The sequence below is a fragment of the Pseudomonas sp. SJZ074 genome (genome assembly GCF_007828215.1).
GTDB lineage: Bacteria > Pseudomonadota > Gammaproteobacteria > Pseudomonadales > Pseudomonadaceae > Aquipseudomonas.
This window is the reverse complement of record NZ_VIUE01000003.1, coordinates 205,024-223,174: the sequence shown is the minus strand read 5'-3', so window position 1 is coordinate 223,174 and position 18,151 is coordinate 205,024. Positions and strand designations below refer to the sequence as shown.

Here is an 18,151-nt window from a genome sequence, read left to right as displayed (position 1 = left end):
CAATTTTTCGCGGCGCTTGTCGCCCGTACACAGACATAAGAGGCTAGACCCTGTGGCATTGACGATTCTTGGCCTGTCCGGCGCCCTTAGCCATGATCCTTCCGCAGCGCTGTACATAGACGGCAAGCTGATCGCGGCGGCCGAGGAAGAGCGCTTCGTACGCGATAAACATGCAAAGAACCGCATGCCCTACGAGTCGGCGAAGTTCTGTCTGGAACAGGCCGGCATCAAGCCGTCCGACGTCGATGTGGTGGCGATCCCGTTCGCACCGATCAGCCTGTTCGGTGAGGCTCGCTGGCACTACGCCAAACGCTACTGGTACGCCCCGGACCGTGCCCTCGACGCGATCCTGATGGGCAACCGTCGTTACAAGCGCTATCGCCGCAAGATCGTCTGGTGCCTGGAACAACTGGGCTTCGATCCTAAAAAGATCAAAATCGAGCCGGTCGAGCACCACCTGGCCCACGCTTCCAGTGCGTATCACTGCTCGGGTTTCCAGGAAAAAACCGCGATCCTGGGTATCGATGGCAAAGGCGAGTACGCCACGACTTTCTTCGGCTACGGCGAAAACGGCAAGATCCACAAGATCAAGGAATTCTACGACCCGGACTCCCTGGGCGGCTTGTACGGGGCGATCACCGAATTTCTCGGCTTTGAAATGCTCGACGGCGAATTCAAGGTCATGGGCATGGCGCCCTACGGCGATGCCAGCAAGTACGACTTCTCTCGCCTGGCCTCGTTCGAAAACGGTCAGTTGGTGATCAACACCGAATACGCCAACGTGATCGGCCTGCGCCGCTATAAAGAGAAGGGCAAGGGCTTCTACTTCTCGCCGAAGCTGATCGAATGGCTCGGCCCCAAGCGTGAAGGCGATATCGCCGACGAGCCGTACATCCATTATGCGGCCAGTATGCAGGCGCTGTTCGAGAAGCTTGCGCTGCAAATGATCGACCACTACCTGGGCGACGTGCTCAAGGAAACCGGCAAGCTGGCTTTCGCCGGCGGTTGCGCGTTGAACGTCAAGCTGAACCAGAAGATCATCGCCCGTGACGACGTCAAGGAGCTGTTCGTGCAGCCGGCTTCCGGCGACGCCGGTACCGCGGTGGGCGCGGCCGCCTATGTGTCCCATGCCCGTGGCGTGCCCGTGGAGAAGATGGAACACGTCTACCTCGGCCCGGCCTACAGCAACGAAGACGTGATCGCCGCCTGTGCCCGTCATCCGAGCAAACCGGCGTGGCGCAAGATCGACAACACTCCCGAGCGCATTGCCAGGATCATGGTCGACGGTAACCCGGTGGCCTGGTTCCAGGGGCGCATGGAGTTTGGCCCGCGCGCCTTGGGCGGTCGCTCGATCATCGGCTGTCCGAGCGCCAGCGGCGTGGCGGATCGCATCAACGAACAGATCAAGTTCCGCGAGCGCTGGAGGCCTTTCTGCCCGTCGATGCTCGACACCGTCGCGCCGCAGATGATCAAGGTCGATCATCCCGCACCCTTCATGACCTTCACGTTCGAAGTGGCCGAAGAGTGGAAAACCCGCGTGCCGGAAGTCGTCCATGAAGACGGTACTTCCCGGGCCCAGGTGCTCAAGCGCGAATACAATCCGCGCTACTACGACATGATGAAGGCCCTCGAAGTCCTGACGGGCAACGGCGTGTCCCTGAATACCTCGCTCAACCGCCGCGGCGAACCGATGATCTGCTCGCCGACCGACGCGCTGAACATGTTCTATGGCTCCGATCTGCAATACCTGATCATGGAAGACATTCTGGTGGTCAAAGACGGCGTGGACGCTTATGACACGCTCGGCTGAGCGACATGTGCTGCAGTTCTGCCACGGTTATGACGGGCCGTTCCTCGACTGTGCCCGTCAATACGCCAGCCTGTTCGCGGGCACCGGCTATCGCGTGACCACGGTGTTCCTCACCGGGGCGGCCGATGCCGAGGTTGCTGCTGGTTGCGCCTCGGATGAGGTGTTGTTCATGGAGTACAGCTCCAGTGCCGTGAGAGGCCTGAAGCTGGGCGCCATTGGTGATCTGCGCAAGATCGCCGCTTCGCGTAATTTCAGTTTCTGCATTGCCCACCGTTTCAAACCTATCTATATCGCCTTGCTCGGTACCGGGCTGCCGGTGATTGGCGTGCACCATGCCTTTGGTGACTACCAGCGGCCTACTCGCCGGCTGTTCGCTCATGTTTTCCGCAAGCGCCTGAGCTTGCTAGGGGTCTCTGATGCGGTGCGTGACGACATGCGCCGCTGCCTGCCGAAATGGCCCGCGGGCCGGATCCAGACTCTCTACAACCGCATCGACCTGGAGGCCGCGCAGGCTGGCCTGGTGTCCCGGGACGAGGCGCGGAATGCCATGGGGCTGGAAGCAAACGCCTGGATCGTCGGCAACGTCGGCCGTCTGCATCCGGACAAGGACCAAGCCACATTGTTGCGAGGTTTTGCCGCGGCACTGGCGTATCTGCCCGGTCACAGTCAGCTGGCAATTCTCGGCAAGGGGCGCCTGGAACAGGACCTGCGGGAGCTGGCGCTGGAACTGGGAATCGCAGACCGCGTGCTGTTCCTTGGCCAGGTGCCTGAGGCGCGCCGTTACTTTCGGGCCTTCGACGTGTTCGCCTTGAGTTCCGATCACGAGCCGTTCGGTATGGTGTTGCTCGAAGCCATGGTCGCCGGCGTGCCATTGCTGGCCACGGCCTGTGGCGGGGCGAAGGAAGTGGTCGAAGGCGTGGGTATTCTGTTTCCCTTGGGCGACGCCGAACACCTGGCCCAGGGGCTGCAACACCTGGCGGTCATGGACGATCTGCAGCGTCGTCAATGCGCCGAGCTGATGCTTGATCGCTTGCGTGAACGCTTTTCGGATCGTGCGGTACGCGAGGCATTCTGGCGTTTGCCCCAAGTCACCGAACTGGCACCGAGGGCCTGATGCTCAATCGATTCCAAGGCTGGCGCGAGCGCGGCTGGACGGCTATAGAGGCCCCGGTTTATGCCCAGGCCTGGCAGCGTTTTGGTGGCAGTGTGGCGACCCATCCCCTGGTGGTCGAACGCCTGGCGGCCCTGGCCGGCATTCCCGTGCGTTATCTGGCATATGAACACCAGGGGGAGTTGACCGCCGCAATTGCGACCTGGGGTCGGGATCTGGCGCTGTCCAAGGACGTGCTCAAGCGCAGCGGCAAGAAAGGCCTGTTCGACCTGGGCAATGCCGAGCTGATCCTGCCGGCAGCGCCCGATACCCAGGCGCCGTTGCGCCATCGCGGACGTTACCTTTCGGGGCTTAATGAAGGGCGTTTCAGCGGCCTGAAGATGCAGCAGGAACAGCTGGCCATGGCGCGTACACCGGAAGAACTGTCCAAGAAGTTTCGCTATAACCAGCGTCGCGAGTTGCGTTTGCTGGAGGAGGCCGGTGGGCAGGTACGGCCGGTCCATGAGTTTTCCAGCGCAGAGCTGGCGTCGATCTACTGCGACCTGTTCCTGCGCCGTTGGGGATTTGCGGCGACCGGCGCCGAGCGCATGGGCGAGGTGATCGAGCTGCTGCGCGAACTGCTGATCGGTTCGGTGATTTTTCTCAACGATGCGCCCATCGCCATTCAACTGGTGTATCGGGTCGAAGCGCCGGAGTGGATCAGCGTCGAATACATCAATGGCGGCGTGGACCCGCAAACCCGCGAATTCAGCCCCGGCAGCGTGCTGAGTTTCCTCAACACCCAAAGCGCCTGGGAGCATGCCCGTGCCGCCGGCAAGCCGTTGCGTTTTTCCTTCGGCCGTGCGGACCGGGAGTACAAGGATCGTTGGTGCAACCCTGTACCGGTGTTTACCGTATGAATCCTCCCGTGAGCCGCAAACAGCAATTGCTCAAGCGCCATCGTCGCAACAAGCGGGTAGGGTTGTTGCTCGCCCTGATGGTGCTGGTCCTGTTCGGCGTGCTGGTAGCCTGGTGGTTGCCGCTGGTCCTCTCGGTATTGGGTTGGGTCGCCCACGAAGCCTGGTTCGCAGATCATCTGTTCTACTCGCCCAAGGACGACTATCAGTACAGCTTCCCGCCTTTCACCCTGCAACCGAAGGTGCATCTGGATGCCGGTCGGCTGCGGCTGGATGAAGGGGTAATTCTGGATGATGGCGCGACGCTGGTTCTCGCGTTGCAGGTCAAGAGCCGATGGTTGGGGCGTTTCATCGACCCGTTCGTCGAGCTATTGGGCGGAGACTGCCCGGATCGACAAACCTTCGAGCGCGGCGTCAACGGTCTGCGCTACCTGAACCTCAGCGAACAGGGGGCGACGCTGTCGCGGGGCGAGCTGCGGCTGCGCGGGCGCTTCTGCCGTTTGCTGGGCGAGCCGACGCTCTGGTCCTTCAGCTCGCCGCAGGTGCAACAACAACGCGTGATGGTCATCGCTCCCCATGCCGACGATGCAGAACTGGCGGCTTATGGGTTGTACAGCCAGGCCGAGGAAGCGTGGATCGTGACACTGACCGCCGGCGAAATCGAAGCTGAACATTATCAGCAGATGGGGCTGGATCGCGTCGAGGCGGCGCGGCTCAAGGGCCGTCTGCGGGCTTGGGACAGCATCGCCGTACCGCGCTGGGCTGGGGTGGCGCAAGGCCAATGCGTGCAATTGGGGTACTTCTGCCTCCAGTTGGCGGCCATGCAAGCCGCGCCCACCCAGCCTCAGGGGTCTCGTGAGGCAGACCTGAGCGATACACGGCCGTTCCGCCGGTTAAATCCTTTTGCCCTGCCCGGTGATGTCGACGGCGCGCCGACCTGGAACAACCTAGTGGCCGACTTGCGCGCTCTGCTGCTGATGGCGCGTCCTGAAGTCATCGTGTTGCCGCATCCGACCCTGGATCCGCACCCTGACCATCTCTGCGCCCATCATGCCGTCCTGCAAGCCCTTGAAGGCCTGCAGTGGCAACCCGGCACATTGCTGGGCTACGCCAATCACCTGCACGATAACGACCGCTGGCCCATGGGCGATGCCGGTACGGGCATTGCGTTGCCACCGTGTTTCGACCCGGACCGGCCGATGCATCCTGTAAGCCTGCCTTTGCCGCTGGTCGGCCAGCGCGACAAGGCCATGGCGTTGGGCATGATGCATGATCTGCAGCCGCGAGCGCCCTTCAAGCGACGCCTGCGCCGTGGCATCCAGCGGCTGTTGGCGGGGCGCAAGGGCGCCGTGTATGGCGAGAATGAATTCTTTCGTAAAGCGGTCAGGTGCCACGAGCTTTTCTGGCTTTTGAAGCGTTCTGAAGTACATATAAAACCGAAATGACTCAAGTGGACTCCAGTGTCCTCGCCCGATGAATGTGAGCTTGTTGTGATCAATTCTTGCCCGAGTATTCTTTTTATCATTCCGTATTTCGGGCGTTGGCCTTTCTGGATGCCTTTATTTCTGGAAAGTTGCCGGCGTAACCCCGATATTGACTGGCTGTTATTCAGTGATTGTGGCGTGCCGCAGGATCTCCCTTCGAATGTGACTGTCGAGATCATCACATTCGAGGCGTACTGTCAGTTGGTTTCCGAGCGGCTACATATCGAGTTCAGGCCAACGCAGGCCTATAAGCTGTGTGATATCAAGCCTGCCCTTGGCCATATCCATGTGGATCGCCTCGAAGGTTACGATTTCTGGGGCTTTGGTGACATCGACCTGGTGTACGGTGATCTTCGGCAATACTTTACTGCCGAGCGCCTGGCTGCCCATGACTTGTTTTCAACCCATGAGCGCCGCGTTGCGGGGCATCTGTGCCTGATACGCAACGTTGCGAGCATGCGGGAAGCGTTCAAGCTGATTAAGAATTGGCGACATCGCTTTATGGATGATCAACATCATGCCTTGGACGAAGGGGCATTCAGCCGTATTTTCATGTGGAGAAAAAACTTTCCCGAACCGCTGTTTTCCTTGGTTGGCAAGTTCAATCCGTGGCGTCGACGCAGTGAGTTCACCGAGGCCTTCAGCACGCCGGGCGGGTGCATAAAATGGCACGACGGCACTGAGGATTTTCCCCTTCGTTGGTTCTGGCGCAATGGTCGCCTGACCAATGATCGGGATGAGGACCGTGCGTTCCCCTATTTTCATTTCGTCTGCTGGAAGCGTAACGAATGGTCGGCATTGGCCGAGCCAGATCCTGTTTGGGTACGAAGTCTGGCGACAGAGTCTGCCTGGATGATCGACGCGACAGGTTTCCATCAAGGAGCACTATGAGCCCGCGTTTGAAAGTGCTGCAGCTGCAGCCGGACTACAACGTCAAGCAGCATGATTTCGCCGATCTGGCTGAGCAGATCGTCAAGGCCTTGCCGCGTGAGCGCTACGAGGTAACGGCGGCTTTTCTGCGCGGTCGCCCAGGGCCTGGCGAGGCGGTCAGTCGGGCTGATCGATCGGTTTACTTCGAGTTTTCGGACAGGTCGCTCAAGGGAGTACGCCTTCGTGCGATGTGGCGGTTGTACCAATTCTGCCGCGCGGAAAAATTCGATGTCGTGGTGTGCAACCGCTTCAAGCCCGTCAACATGATGTTGCTGCTCAATCGATGGTTGAAAATCCCGTTGTGTATCGGCATTGCCCACGGGTTCGGAGAGTATGATCGCTTCTATCGCCGCCGCCAGACACAGCGACAGGTGGACCGGCATTGGCGGTTCGTCGGCGTATCGCCGGCCGTCAAGCAGTATCTCCTGGATTGTCATTGTGGGTTCACCGAGTCCAACACTTGCGCCATCACCAATGCCATCGATATCCAGCAGGCGGAAGCCTTGCAGCATTCGCGCGAGCGCGCTCGCGAGATGCTGGGTATCGGCCCATCGGTGAGACTGGTTGGCGCCTTGGGGCGATTGGTGCCGGTCAAGGGACATACCTACTTGCTGCAGGCTTTTGCTGCACTCAAGGACAAATACCCCGAGGCGCAGCTGGCAATCATCGGTGCCGGGCGTGAAGAGTCCCGTCTGGCCGCGCAGATAAAGCAATTGGGCCTGGCCGATCGCGCCCATCTGCTCGGTTTCAAGGAAAACGCCCTGCAATATGTCAGGGCCTTCGATATCTGGACCATGCCCTCCCTGGCCGAGGGCCTGGGCCTGGCGCTGCTGGAGGGAATGAGCGGACATCTACCGGTGATCGCTTCGGATGTGCCTGCAATGTTGCCATTGATTCAAGGTGCCGGAGGCTTGGCGGTAAAGCCTGGCGATGTGCCGAGCCTGATAACCGCGCTCGATTCCTATCTGGGGCTGTCGGATGCCGAACTCCAGGCCTGTGGCGAGCGAGCTTATCGCTATCTTGTCGAGCAGCACGATATTGAAGTGTTCCGTCGGCAATACCTTGAGTTGATCGAGACCGGCCTGAATGAAACCTGTAAGGAGCAGCCATGAGTGCCGCGCAACCTGTCGTCACCGTGATCATCGCGTCCTACAACCATGGTCGCTACATTGAAGAATGCATTCTCAGTGTGCTGGGGCAGACCTATCCGAACATCGAATTGATGGTCATCGATGACGGCTCCACCGATGACAGCGTTGAACGTATCCAGCGTCTGCAGGCGGCCCATGGCTTCGACTTCCGGGTCCAGCAGAACCAGGGATTGACCAATACGCTTAATGGAGCGATTGCCCGTGCCACCGGCAGTCTGATTGTGCCATTTGGTTCCGACGACATCATGCTGCCCGAGCGGATCGCCACTCAAGTGGCCTACATGGATGGCAAGCCTGAAGTCGGCATTTGTGCGGGCAATATCGAGCTGATCGATGCCGAAGGGAACCTGTACCCCGAGAGCCGCCAGAACCGTGACGTACCTTTTCGACGGCTCGATTTCGAAGATATGTTCATGGAGCGCAAACCTTATCCGCCAGCACCGACGCTGATGATACGTCGCGAGGCGCTGGAGAAAGTTGGAGGGTTCGATCCGGAGATTCGCCTGGAAGATCTGTTGATCGAGCTGAAGGTGACCCGGGCCGGGTATTACATTGATGGCCTGAGCGTATTGATGGCGCGCTATCGCAAGCACGCAACCAACTCCTACAAGAATCATCGGTTCATGACCGATAGCATTCTGCGTACCTACGCCTTGTTCGCTGATCATCCGCTCTACGAACAGGTGCGTTACAAATTTCTCAATTCCATGTTCCTGAAAACGTCCAACCGTGACCATCAGTTCGCTCGTGAACTCCTTGCGCAGATTCCCTTCAAGGCATGGAACAAAAAAACCTGGCGAGGCCTGGGACGCATGTTTTTCTGTCCGCTGGAAAAACACTGAGCCGCGTCCAGGGACACCGGGACCGCCGCTTCAACGCTGAACGACGGTCCCGGCAGGTCGGTCATCATGCCCGGGCTGGATTACTCTGCGATAGAATGCGTTTTTGCAGGTCATCGACTGCCGGTTTCGAGGCAATCGTGGCATAGCCATCAAGCAGTGCTTCAAGGTGTTGCTCGAAAAGCCATTTGTGATCTTCCGGGTAGCGTTGCATGTGGCGCAGGTTGCGCTGGCGAAGTGCGAGCCTGAGGGACGACGGATAAACGTACAGGTCGGCTATATCGATCAGACCGAATTCGCCGTTTTCCAGAACCAGCACATTGCCCAGGTGCAAGGAGCGGAAGTAAACGCCTCGCTCATGTAGCTGCGCCATGAACTTGCCAAAGCCCAGCACCAGGGAGTGGCGTTGCGCATCTGTAGCCGCGTCTTGCAGTGCCTGACGCAAGGTTATCCCTGGCAAGGGCGCATAGCGCACCGCGCTGCTGCCATCCTCCAGATAGTACAGGGCGAGTATCGTCGGGCTCTGGATGCCCAGGTTTTGCAGTTGTTGGCCGTTGACGGCGAAGCGTTCGGAATATGGGTTGAAGCCCCCTGAGGTGTACCAGCGACGTGCTCGAAACAGCTTGAGGAAGTCCCCCCCGGACAAGCGCAGGACTTTTGGGCCGAGCCCGTCCGACTCGATGACCTGGGCCTGCGATGAGATGGTTTCCAAGGCTTGTGGGGACAATTTCTCCACGGGCAGATTCAGAAGGCGCCTGGCTCGATAGTTGATGCTCAAGGCGGCGATCAGAGCCAGTGGAATCCATAGCAGGAACCAGTGCTCCTTGGGTCTGGAAAGGATGCCGCCGCCTTCCGTCAGGCCCGCTCCTATGCCATATATCAACCATGTGGAAGCCATGACCAGGAAGGGTTGAACACGATAACGCCAGCTACTGAGCAATCCCCAGAGCTGGAAAAACAGCCACGGGAGAAAGCCGATGATTCCCACGTAGTACAACACGCCGAGGGCAAAGCTATGAGGTTCCGCCAACATGAAACCTATGCCCGGATCAACGCTGAGGTCGGCACCATAACCGTGCCCGAGCCAGGGACGTTGGGCAATTTCTTGCAGGACGATCTGCCAGATCTCGAAGCGGTATGAATTCCCACGGGCAAGTATCATCCCGCTGAACAAGATGCCTACAGCGACTCCACCACCGATCAGTAGTCCGAACAGGACTATCGAGCGGCGGTTCCAGCACAGGATGCCAACCCAGATGGCGGCGGCGACCAAGGCCACCAACGGGGTTCTTGAACCGGTGGCGACGACGGCCGCGAACATGACCAGACCGGCGGGTATCGTCAACCAGAGGATCTGGCGATTCTTCCAGAGCATGCTCAGGCTCAGCCAGTAGACACAGAAGAATCCAAACAGATGAGAGCTGAGCAACGGATTATCGAAGGCCCCTGCGCCGATCAGGCGCATTTCCGGCTGGTATGCCTGGGCAAACATGAACAAGTTATACAGCGAGGCGAGCAGGGCGACGCCCGCGGCGCCGAAGAGCAATGGGTGAAGAAGGTCGCTGCGATAGCGTACCAGCAGATAGCCCCCGGCAAACAAGAGCGAGGTGTGCAGAACGATTTTGACCTGGCGCGAGAAGTTTTCGACTTCGGGCACCCACGAGACGCTGATCAGGGCCCAGCCGGCGAACAGTGCGAAAGCAATGAAAATCGGCTCGCGGATCAGTTCCTTCAGCACGCTCGGCCTCAGGCACAGGGCGATCAAGGTGGGTACGCTGAGCAGAGCGTAAAACAGTTTATGGTGCTGGCTGCGCCCTGGCAGGAAGAACAAGCCACACAGCAGCAGCAAGAAGCCGAGCGGAAGAATCCACTGACAAATGAAGTCAAAAACCCTGTTGGGTGTGACGGAGGGCCTGGATAGCATGCTTGGGAATTCGTTCCTGGTGTTGGTGGACCATTCCCTGGGGAATGGCTTTTCAGCTTTTTGGAGCGGCGTAACAATAACAGCCTTACAGGTTTGCCAGAACACCGAGGAAGCTGTGTTAAAGTCATCGACCTTTTTATCGATATTCGCGTGATATGGCCGACTCCAGTCTTCCAGCAAGCCCTTCGAGCTTGAAAATCTATTTCCGCCTGCTGAGCTACGTGAAGCCCTATATCGGCTTGTTCGGGTTGAGTATCGTCGGGTTCCTGATTTTCGCGTCTACCCAGCCCATGCTTGGCTATATCCTCAAGTATTTCGTCGACGGGCTATCCAATCCGAACGCGGTACTGTTTCCGACGGTGCCTTACCTGCGCGACCTGCAGTTATTGCAAGCCGTGCCGTTGCTGATCATTGTCATTGCCGCCTGGCAAGGATTGGGGTCGTATCTGGGCAATTATTTCCTGGCCAAGGTTTCGCTGGGGTTGGTCCACGATCTGCGGGTGCAGTTGTTCAATAATCTCCTGACCCTGCCCAACCGCTATTTCGACAAACATAACTCAGGTCACCTGATTTCCCGTATCACCTTTAACGTAACCATGGTGACGGGGGCGGCGACGGATGCGATCAAGGTCGTTATTCGAGAAGGCATGACCGTGGTCTTCCTGTTCGCCTCCCTGTTGTTCATGAATTGGCGCCTGACCCTGGTAATGGTGGCAATCTTGCCACTTATCGCGCTTATGGTCCGCACGGCAAGCAAGAAATTTCGCAAGCAAAGCAAAAAAATCCAGGCTGCAATGGGGGATGTGACCCATGTCGCCTCCGAGACCATCCAGAGTTATCGCGTGGTACGCAGTTTTGGCGGCGAAGTCTATGAACAGAAGCGCTTCCTTGACGCCAGCCTGGGGAATACCGACAAGCAGTTGCGGATGACACGTACCGGGGCCATTTACACACCGTTGTTGCAGTTGGTGATCTACACCGCGATGGCCGTATTGATGTTCCTTGTCCTGTTCCTGCGTGGTGATGCTTCGGCGGGTGACATGGTGGCCTATATTACGTTGGCCGGCCTGTTGCCCAAGCCTATCCGCCAGTTGTCCGAAGTCAGCTCCACCATCCAGAAAGGAGTGGCCGGGGCAGAAAGTATCTTCGAGCAGTTGGATGTGAAACCGGAAGTAGACACGGGTACGATCGAGCGTGACGTTGTCAGTGGACGGTTGGACGTCCGTCACCTGAGTTTCACCTATCCGGATACTGAAAGGCAGGTGCTGAACGACATCAGCTTTTCGGTCGAACCTGGCCAGATGGTTGCCCTTGTCGGTCGGTCGGGTAGCGGGAAGTCCACCCTGGCAAATCTGATCCCCCGTTTTTATCATCATGATGACGGCGAGATTTTGCTCGATGGTGTCGAAATCGAGCAGTACAAGCTTTTGAATCTACGCCGTCATATCGCGCAAGTGACTCAGCACGTGACGTTGTTCAGTGACACGGTAGCCAATAACATCGCTTATGGCGATCTGGCCGGTGCGCCGAGAGCTGATGTCGAGAAGGCGGCCCAGGACGCCTATGCCATGGACTTCATCAAGCAATTGCCCCAGGGTCTGGACACCCAGGTCGGTGAGAACGGGGTGCTGTTGTCGGGCGGCCAGCGCCAGCGCCTGGCCATTGCCAGGGCCCTGTTGAAAAACGCGCCCTTGTTGATTCTCGACGAGGCAACCTCGGCGCTGGATACCGAGTCAGAACGGCATATCCAGGCCGCGCTGGATCAGGTGATGCAAGGCCGTACGACCCTGGTTATTGCCCACCGCTTATCGACCATCGAAAAAGCCGATCTGATCCTGGTCATGGACCAGGGGTGCATCGTAGAGCGCGGTACCCACAGTGAGCTTCTGGCCCAGAACGGTTATTACGCGCGCCTGAACGCCATGGGGCTGGACGCTCCGGAGCAGGATATTGCCTGAGTTGCGGCAGAGCCTGTGGGGCCGGGAGCGTTCGGCCTCCACAGGTATTTGCAACGCACGAGTCGCCTGTGAGGAGCCTCTGCATCTTGATGACCAGAGGGCGAGAATCAGGGAGGGTTGCAATCTTGCTTGATGCGAATTTTGGTGTCGGTATGGAAGCATGCCGGTGCGGAGCCCGTCGACGGGTGCGGTGGGTGTACCAATGTGGCTACGAGATGCTCGGTTATGAATGAAACCTCAACGGTGTCGCAGCACCAGGCTCAGATTCAACCCGGTGCGCCAGTGGTCACGCCCCAGGACCGAGCGGCTATCAAGGCCCAGCGTCCACGTTGCATCTGGCTGACCGGTTTGTCGGGGGCGGGCAAGTCGACGCTGGCCAATGCCCTGGAAGTGCAGCTCAATCAGCGGGGGCTGCACACGGCCCTGCTCGATGGCGACAACCTGCGCCAAGGATTGTGTCGAGATCTGGGTATGGACGCCGAGTCGCGCAAGGAAAATATCCGTCGTATCGGCGAGGTCGCACGGTTGATGGTCGATGCCGGTCTGATCGTCATCGTGGCGGTAATCTCCCCGTTTCGAGCTGACCGAGAGGCTGCGCGGCAATTATTTGCCAAGGGGGCTTTTCTCGAAATTTATGTAAGCACCCCTTTTGAAGCCTGCGCCCAACGCGACCCCAAAGGATTGTACCGGGAAGCACGCGCGGGCCGGATCAAGAATTTCACCGGTCTTGACAGCCCCTACGAAGCGCCCCTTGCGCCGGACGGTCAGATCAATACTTGCGAGGTCGAGCTGGCTGAAGCCTGCAAGCGGTTATTGGCATTGCTGGAAAGCTGATAGGGGGGGGGCGGGCATCGTGTCGCCATGAGCATAAGGAGGGAATAGTTTGCCGTCGAAGATGGTGGCAAACAGCTATGAACGAGCCTTTGCAAACCCTGTGCTAATATCGCGCCCCTGTTCATTTTGTATGTGGGATGCTCCATGAAGTTGTCCATGCCGCGATTCGATCAAGCCCCTGTACTGGTCGTTGGCGATGTCATGCTCGACCGCTATTGGCATGGCGGTACCTCGCGGATCTCTCCTGAGGCGCCGGTGCCGGTGGTCAAGGTCGAGCACATCGAGGATCGCCCTGGCGGCGCCGCCAACGTCGCGTTGAACATTGCTGCCCTTGGCGCACCGGCCTCCCTGGTGGGCGTGACCGGCGACGATGAGGCCGCCGACACCCTTAGCAACAGCCTCAAGGGGGCCGGGGTGCGGGCGATCTTCCAGCGCATCGCGCATCAGCCGACCATCGTCAAGCTGCGGGTCATGAGTCGTCACCAGCAACTGTTGCGCATCGACTTCGAAGAGCCTTTCGCCACCGATCCCCTGGCCCTTGGCACCGAGGTCGATCAATTGCTTGAGGGTGTCAAGGTCCTGGTGCTGTCTGACTACGGCAAGGGCGCGTTGAAAAACAACCAGTCGCTGATCCAGGCCGCCCGTGCCCGTGGTATTCCGGTAGTGGCCGACCCTAAGGGCAAGGATTTTTCCATTTACCGGGGTGCGAGCCTGATCACGCCGAACCTCAGCGAGTTCGAAACCATCGTTGGTGGGTGCGTCGACGAACATGAGCTGGTGAGCAAAGGCGCCCAGTTGATGCACGACCTCGACCTCGGTGCCTTGCTGGTGACCCGTGGCGAGCATGGCATGACGTTGCTGCGTCCCGGTCACCCGGCGTTGCATTTGCCGGCCCGCGCCCGTGAAGTGTTCGACGTGACGGGTGCCGGCGATACCGTGATTTCCACCCTGGCCGCGGCGATTGCCGCCGGTGAGGACCTGCCCCATGCGGTGGCTCTGGCGAACCTGGCGGCGGGCATCGTCGTCGGCAAGCTCGGTACGGCGGCCATCAGTGCCCCGGAACTGCGTCGCGCCATCCAGCGCGAGGAAGGCTCCGAGCGCGGCGTGCTAGGGCTGGAGCAATTGCTGCTGGCCGTCGATGACGCCCGTGCCCACAACGAAAGAATCGTTTTCACCAATGGCTGTTTCGACATCCTGCACGCGGGCCACGTGACGTACCTGGAGCAGGCTCGTGCCCAGGGTGATCGCCTGATCGTCGCGGTCAATGACGATGCTTCGGTGAGCCGTCTCAAAGGTCCGGGGCGCCCGATCAACAGCGTTGATCGGCGCATGGCGGTCCTGGCCGGTCTTGGCGCGGTGGATTGGGTGATCAGCTTCAGTGAAGGCACGCCGGAGAATCTGTTGCGCCAGGTCAAGCCGGATGTGCTGGTCAAGGGCGGTGATTATGGAATTGACCAGGTCGTGGGCGCCGATATCGTCGCGGCCTATGGCGGCACCGTGAAGGTGTTGGGCCTTGTGGAGAACAGTTCGACGACGGCAATTGTCGAAAAGATCCGTAATCGTTGACGGACTGCTACACGCCGATAAGCTCCGGCAGAACAACTTTGTTTGGGATGATGGATCTTCCCATGAATTCAGGCTTTTTCGCCCTCTGGTTGATTAATTTATGAAAGTCATGCTGCTGGTGATGGATGAACAGCGAGTGATCCTTGATCGCCTCTATGAAGTCGTGCAAGAGAACTGCGACGACTGCATCATCTATCGCCTGAATAAGCAGCAGCAGATGAACCTTGGCCGATTCCTGGCCTCGGTCAATCACGAGAACTTCGACCGGGTTGTGATTTTTTTCCGGGTAAAGCGCTTGGTTCGGCAACTGAAGGTATTGAAGTGCGTGCCCGGGTTGATCTTCCTTGAGCACGACGCTTATCAGAACTACATGAACGAGAGTAAATACAAGGGCGTTTACTCGCGTCTGTACCGCCGCCTGCCGAGTTGCCGAGCCCTGGTGTCGGGGGCTTTGCTGGCTCGTCGGATGCAAGCCGAGGACATCGATGCCGTGTTCGTTTCCAAGGGTTATGACGAGCGGATGTTGCGTAATACCGGCAAGGAGCGTGACATTCCCATTGGTTTCCTCGGCAGTCTCAAGAGTACCGAATACGCTCAACGCAAGGCACTGCTTGAGTCCCTGGCCCGGCGGACCGGGATGCTGGTAGCTCGAACGAATTCAGGTAGCGAGTATCTGGAAACGCTTAATCGAATCAAGATATTCGTCAGTGCTGACCTGGGCATGGGGGAGTTCATGATCAAGAACTTCGAAGCCATGGCGTGCGGTTGCGTGTTATTGGCCTGGAGCCAAGGCGAGGAGGATGAATTACTCGGCTTCAGGGACATGGAGAATGTCGTTTTCTACCGTTCAGAGGAAGAGGCGGTGCAAAAGCTGGAACTGCTGCAGCGGGATCTAGAACTGGCGACGCGAATTGCCCATAACGGCCAGGCCTTTGCCGAAAGCCAATATTCTTTTGCCCGGGTAGGGCAGACCTTGGCGGCCGAGATTCAGCGTGAAATGCGGACTTGGCAATCACCTTCGGCGCTTGTCCGCTGGTGGGTCAAGTTGCGTTACGGCATGAACGTACCGGGGTAGAGACCATGGATCAAACCGTTCGCACGCGTGACGAAATGTCGCTCGACGAATTGCCGGGCGGCCATCAATCGGTTTTGGGGGCGTTGCCCCAGGCATTGAAGGATTGCCTGGCCAAAGCTTCTCGGGTGGTGCTAGTAGCGAATAATCCGGCAATCACCGAAGCCGACTTCCGGGCGCTCGATATCGGCAGCGATGATGTGGTCGTGTCATTCAACACTTGCATGAAGGCGGCGTTTCTCACTCCGCAGAGCGTCAATGTATTCGTACACGGCTTCAATGCGCCTGACGCGTATTTTTTCGGCTTGCCCTACAAACTCCAGGTGCAGCGATTGTTCGAGCTACCCGGAGCGCGTTGCTTCACGATGCTGGTGGGGTGCACCGGAGCCATGTCTCCACTGCCAGGCGTCGCGTTTTATCAGGAGCGCATTCCGCTGCCACCTTTGTGGAACTACCCCGTCGACAGGGTGGACGGTAAGCGCTATGTCGGTCCGTCTACCGGTTTCAATGCGTTGGTGGTGTTCGATTGGCTTCGTGGGCATTCGGGCTATACCTACCGATTGATGACCCTGGGGTTTTCCAACGAAGCGGGAAAGTTCTGGAGCGGGCATGCCTGGGAATATGAGCGGCAATGGCTCCTCGAAGCCGATGTGGCCGTCGTGCCGTTGCAGCACAGGCGTTGGTGGCAAGGTTGGTTTCGTCGCCGTTGAGTAGCATCGGGTCAGGTTGCAAGGCCCATTGGGGCACTATTGGGCAAGTTCTATTCTTACGACAGGGCAGAACGCGTGTTGAAAGTTGCGGTAGCATTTTTTGGTATCCCGAGAAACTCGGAGATTTGCTTTCCCTCCATCCGGGAGAACGTCCTGGGGCAGATCCCCGCGGGAAGCGAAGTGCAGTGCTTCTACCACCTGTACAAAATCGATGAAGTGCATAACTCGCGTTCTGGCGAGCGGGGTAAGCTGAGTACCGACAATTACGCGCCGTTCAGCACGATGACCGGCCAGCTCCATTCCACCGAGGGCGTTCTGGAGCGTTGGGACTTCGAACGGGTCAAGGCCTTGGGCGACACCTGGGCAGACGAGTACGCTTCGCTCAGGAATCTGATTTATCAGCTCAACTCCTTGTACAACGTGACGGAAATGATCGAACCGTTCGATCCGGATTTTGTCGTGTTCGTACGTCCCGATAATTTCTACCACACTGTACTTCCAACTTACGTGTTCGGGCATGCCAACGAGCGCCGATCGAATGCCTACATCCCGGATTGGCAATGGTGGGGCGGGTTGAACGATCGTTTTGCGATCTGTGGGCGTGATGCCTACGTGGCCTATGGCAAGCGTATCGAGCGCATTTTTGACTTCTGCAAGGCGACAGGTAGAAAACTGCATTCCGAGCGGTTGCTCAAATATGCGTTACAGCAGGCTCGAGTCAGGGTATGTACGCTGCCTACTACCGCTTCACGGGTGCGAATCAATGGCGCCTTTGCCGAGGAATCGTTTTCATCCAAGCGCGGGATGGGGAAACGTGAGAATCGTTTTTTTCATTTGTTTGCTCAATGTCGCACTTACATTGATAAGCGGCGTCTGACTTGATGTCATTTTTGTAGCGTACCGCGGACCATGCGCATCAGGCCCATGGCTTTTGTGCGGAGCTTGGTCAGGCTTGGTCGGCGAGGGGAGGTTGTTGCAAGTCCTTGGTTCGCGATCCAATCCTTCCAGCGAATGCGCTCTTCGCGAACCACCCATCCCTCCTGGGTAGCAAAGCTTTCTGCCAAGTGCAGGCCGCGTGTGCTGGCCGGGACGAGCTGGTCACGTTTGAGCGTATACAGTTCTCCAGTCGGTTGGCCCTCGTGCAGCGGCATCAGGTAGAGATCGGGACGCTTGCGGTCCAGGCGCGCCACCAACTGGTCGCCCTCCAGGCGCTCATCGACGTGAAACAGGCTCAGGGACTTGGCTTCCTTGGGCACTTCCAGGCGCAAATCGTAGATCAACTGCAGCGACGCCGTCGGCAGATGCACGTAGGCCCGTGGCCGCTCAATCAACTGCAGGTTGGCGCTGCGCACCGGACGGGCCGAGCCGGACAGCGGTGTCAGCCGAAATGGCAATGCCTCGCGATAGTGCAAGGCTGTGGCATAGGGCGCTGGCAGCCAGGTGTCGTTGAATCGTCCGCCGAGCCAGCCTTCAGGGGTTTCCAGCAGGCATTCTTCGGCAATTTCACTGATTGCGGTAAGTAATGGCAGGTTCAGTTCATGGGCCGGGACGTAACCGGAAATCAGCTTGAGCACTACGTCGCCGCGATCCTGCCGACGCTGGCGCACCAACACCCAATAGTCGCGGTTTTGCCACTGCAGGGTCAGGCGCACCGAGACCCCCAGGTTCGCCAGCTCCAGCGAAAAACGTTCGGCATCGGCCACCGTCACGGGGCGGCGGCGCTGCAAGGTCTGGGCAAAGTTCAGCGGCATCCCGACGCTCTGGTAAGTCAGGCCTTCGGGCGTTGCTTCGACGAACAGCGGCAGGGTCTTGAAGTTGCTTGGGTTCTTCCTGATGAGCGTGCGCGGCATATCGGCTCCTGCTAAA

Annotated in this window: 14 protein-coding genes and 1 pseudogene; 13 read left to right on the top strand and 2 right to left on the bottom strand. The window is 58.6% G+C overall.

Features of this window, described 5'->3' with window-relative positions; translation table 11 throughout:
- Positions 1 to 52 precede the first annotated feature (52 nt).
- Genes FBX99_RS05545 through FBX99_RS05515 form a run of 7 tightly spaced genes read left to right on the top strand, consistent with a single transcriptional unit; the run spans position 53 to position 8,224 of the window.
- On the top strand, positions 53 to 1,810 hold the full coding sequence (locus FBX99_RS05545) for a carbamoyltransferase (protein ID WP_144928074.1): 1,758 nt from the start codon (positions 53 to 55) through the stop codon (positions 1,808 to 1,810).
- Positions 1,794 to 2,924 (top strand): glycosyltransferase, encoded by a 1,131-nt coding sequence (locus FBX99_RS05540; protein ID WP_144928076.1) that lies wholly within the window; start codon positions 1,794 to 1,796, stop codon positions 2,922 to 2,924. Before FBX99_RS05545 ends, FBX99_RS05540 begins: the two co-directional genes overlap by 17 nt.
- Entirely contained in the window at positions 2,924 to 3,820 is an 897-nt protein-coding gene (locus FBX99_RS05535; RefSeq protein ID WP_144928079.1) for an antimicrobial resistance protein Mig-14, read from the top strand. Before FBX99_RS05540 ends, FBX99_RS05535 begins: the two co-directional genes overlap by 1 nt.
- A gap of 8 nt (positions 3,821 to 3,828) precedes the next feature.
- Positions 3,829 to 5,262 (top strand): PIG-L deacetylase family protein, encoded by a 1,434-nt coding sequence (locus FBX99_RS05530; protein WP_145130975.1) that lies wholly within the window; start codon positions 3,829 to 3,831, stop codon positions 5,260 to 5,262.
- Between the two features lie 45 nt (positions 5,263 to 5,307).
- Positions 5,308 to 6,192, top strand: a complete 885-nt coding sequence (locus FBX99_RS05525) for a DUF6625 family protein (protein ID WP_144928171.1) — start codon at positions 5,308 to 5,310, stop codon at positions 6,190 to 6,192.
- Positions 6,189 to 7,343: a glycosyltransferase gene (locus tag FBX99_RS05520; RefSeq protein WP_144928085.1), complete on the top strand. Its 1,155-nt coding sequence runs from the start codon at positions 6,189 to 6,191 to the stop codon at positions 7,341 to 7,343. Before FBX99_RS05525 ends, FBX99_RS05520 begins: the two co-directional genes overlap by 4 nt.
- Positions 7,340 to 8,224: a glycosyltransferase gene (locus FBX99_RS05515; protein ID WP_144928088.1), complete on the top strand. Its 885-nt coding sequence runs from the start codon at positions 7,340 to 7,342 to the stop codon at positions 8,222 to 8,224. The genes FBX99_RS05520 and FBX99_RS05515 overlap by 4 nt, the downstream gene beginning before the upstream one ends.
- A 64-nt stretch (positions 8,225 to 8,288) precedes the next feature.
- Here FBX99_RS05515 and FBX99_RS05510 read toward each other — a convergent pair whose 3' ends face one another.
- The gene (locus FBX99_RS05510; RefSeq protein ID WP_144928173.1) at positions 8,289 to 10,145 is read right to left on the bottom strand and encodes an O-antigen ligase family protein; all 1,857 of its coding nucleotides are present in this window, start codon (positions 10,143 to 10,145) and stop codon (positions 8,289 to 8,291) included.
- Between the two features lie 155 nt (positions 10,146 to 10,300).
- Here FBX99_RS05510 and msbA point away from each other — a divergent pair, with 155 nt between their 5' ends.
- The 6 genes and pseudogenes from msbA to FBX99_RS05475 all read left to right on the top strand — a co-directional run bounded on the left by msbA (position 10,301) and on the right by FBX99_RS05475 (position 17,167).
- Entirely contained in the window at positions 10,301 to 12,103 is a 1,803-nt protein-coding gene (gene msbA, locus FBX99_RS05505; protein WP_144928091.1) for a lipid A export permease/ATP-binding protein MsbA, read from the top strand.
- A gap of 276 nt (positions 12,104 to 12,379) precedes the next feature.
- Positions 12,380 to 12,937, top strand: a pseudogene (gene cysC / locus FBX99_RS05500) (adenylyl-sulfate kinase); the annotation flags it as partial.
- A 144-nt stretch (positions 12,938 to 13,081) separates the two neighbouring features.
- Positions 13,082 to 14,503 (top strand): bifunctional D-glycero-beta-D-manno-heptose-7-phosphate kinase/D-glycero-beta-D-manno-heptose 1-phosphate adenylyltransferase HldE, encoded by a 1,422-nt coding sequence (gene hldE / locus FBX99_RS05490; RefSeq protein ID WP_144928100.1) that lies wholly within the window; start codon positions 13,082 to 13,084, stop codon positions 14,501 to 14,503.
- Positions 14,504 to 14,603: 100 nt separating this feature from the next.
- Positions 14,604 to 15,578 (top strand): glycosyltransferase, encoded by a 975-nt coding sequence (locus FBX99_RS05485; RefSeq protein ID WP_144928103.1) that lies wholly within the window; start codon positions 14,604 to 14,606, stop codon positions 15,576 to 15,578.
- 5 nt (positions 15,579 to 15,583) lie between these two features.
- Positions 15,584 to 16,285 carry a hypothetical protein gene (locus FBX99_RS05480; RefSeq protein WP_144928106.1) on the top strand — a complete coding sequence of 234 codons (702 nt, stop codon included), beginning with the start codon at positions 15,584 to 15,586 and terminating at the stop codon, positions 16,283 to 16,285.
- Positions 16,286 to 16,360: 75 nt separating this feature from the next.
- On the top strand, positions 16,361 to 17,167 hold the full coding sequence (locus tag FBX99_RS05475; protein ID WP_144928175.1) for a hypothetical protein: 807 nt from the start codon (positions 16,361 to 16,363) through the stop codon (positions 17,165 to 17,167).
- Positions 17,168 to 17,169: 2 nt separating this feature from the next.
- Here the strand turns inward: FBX99_RS05475 and FBX99_RS05470 are convergent, their stop codons facing one another.
- Positions 17,170 to 18,135, bottom strand: a complete 966-nt coding sequence (locus tag FBX99_RS05470; RefSeq protein ID WP_144928109.1) for a metal ABC transporter ATPase — start codon at positions 18,133 to 18,135, stop codon at positions 17,170 to 17,172.
- Positions 18,136 to 18,151 lie beyond the last annotated feature (16 nt).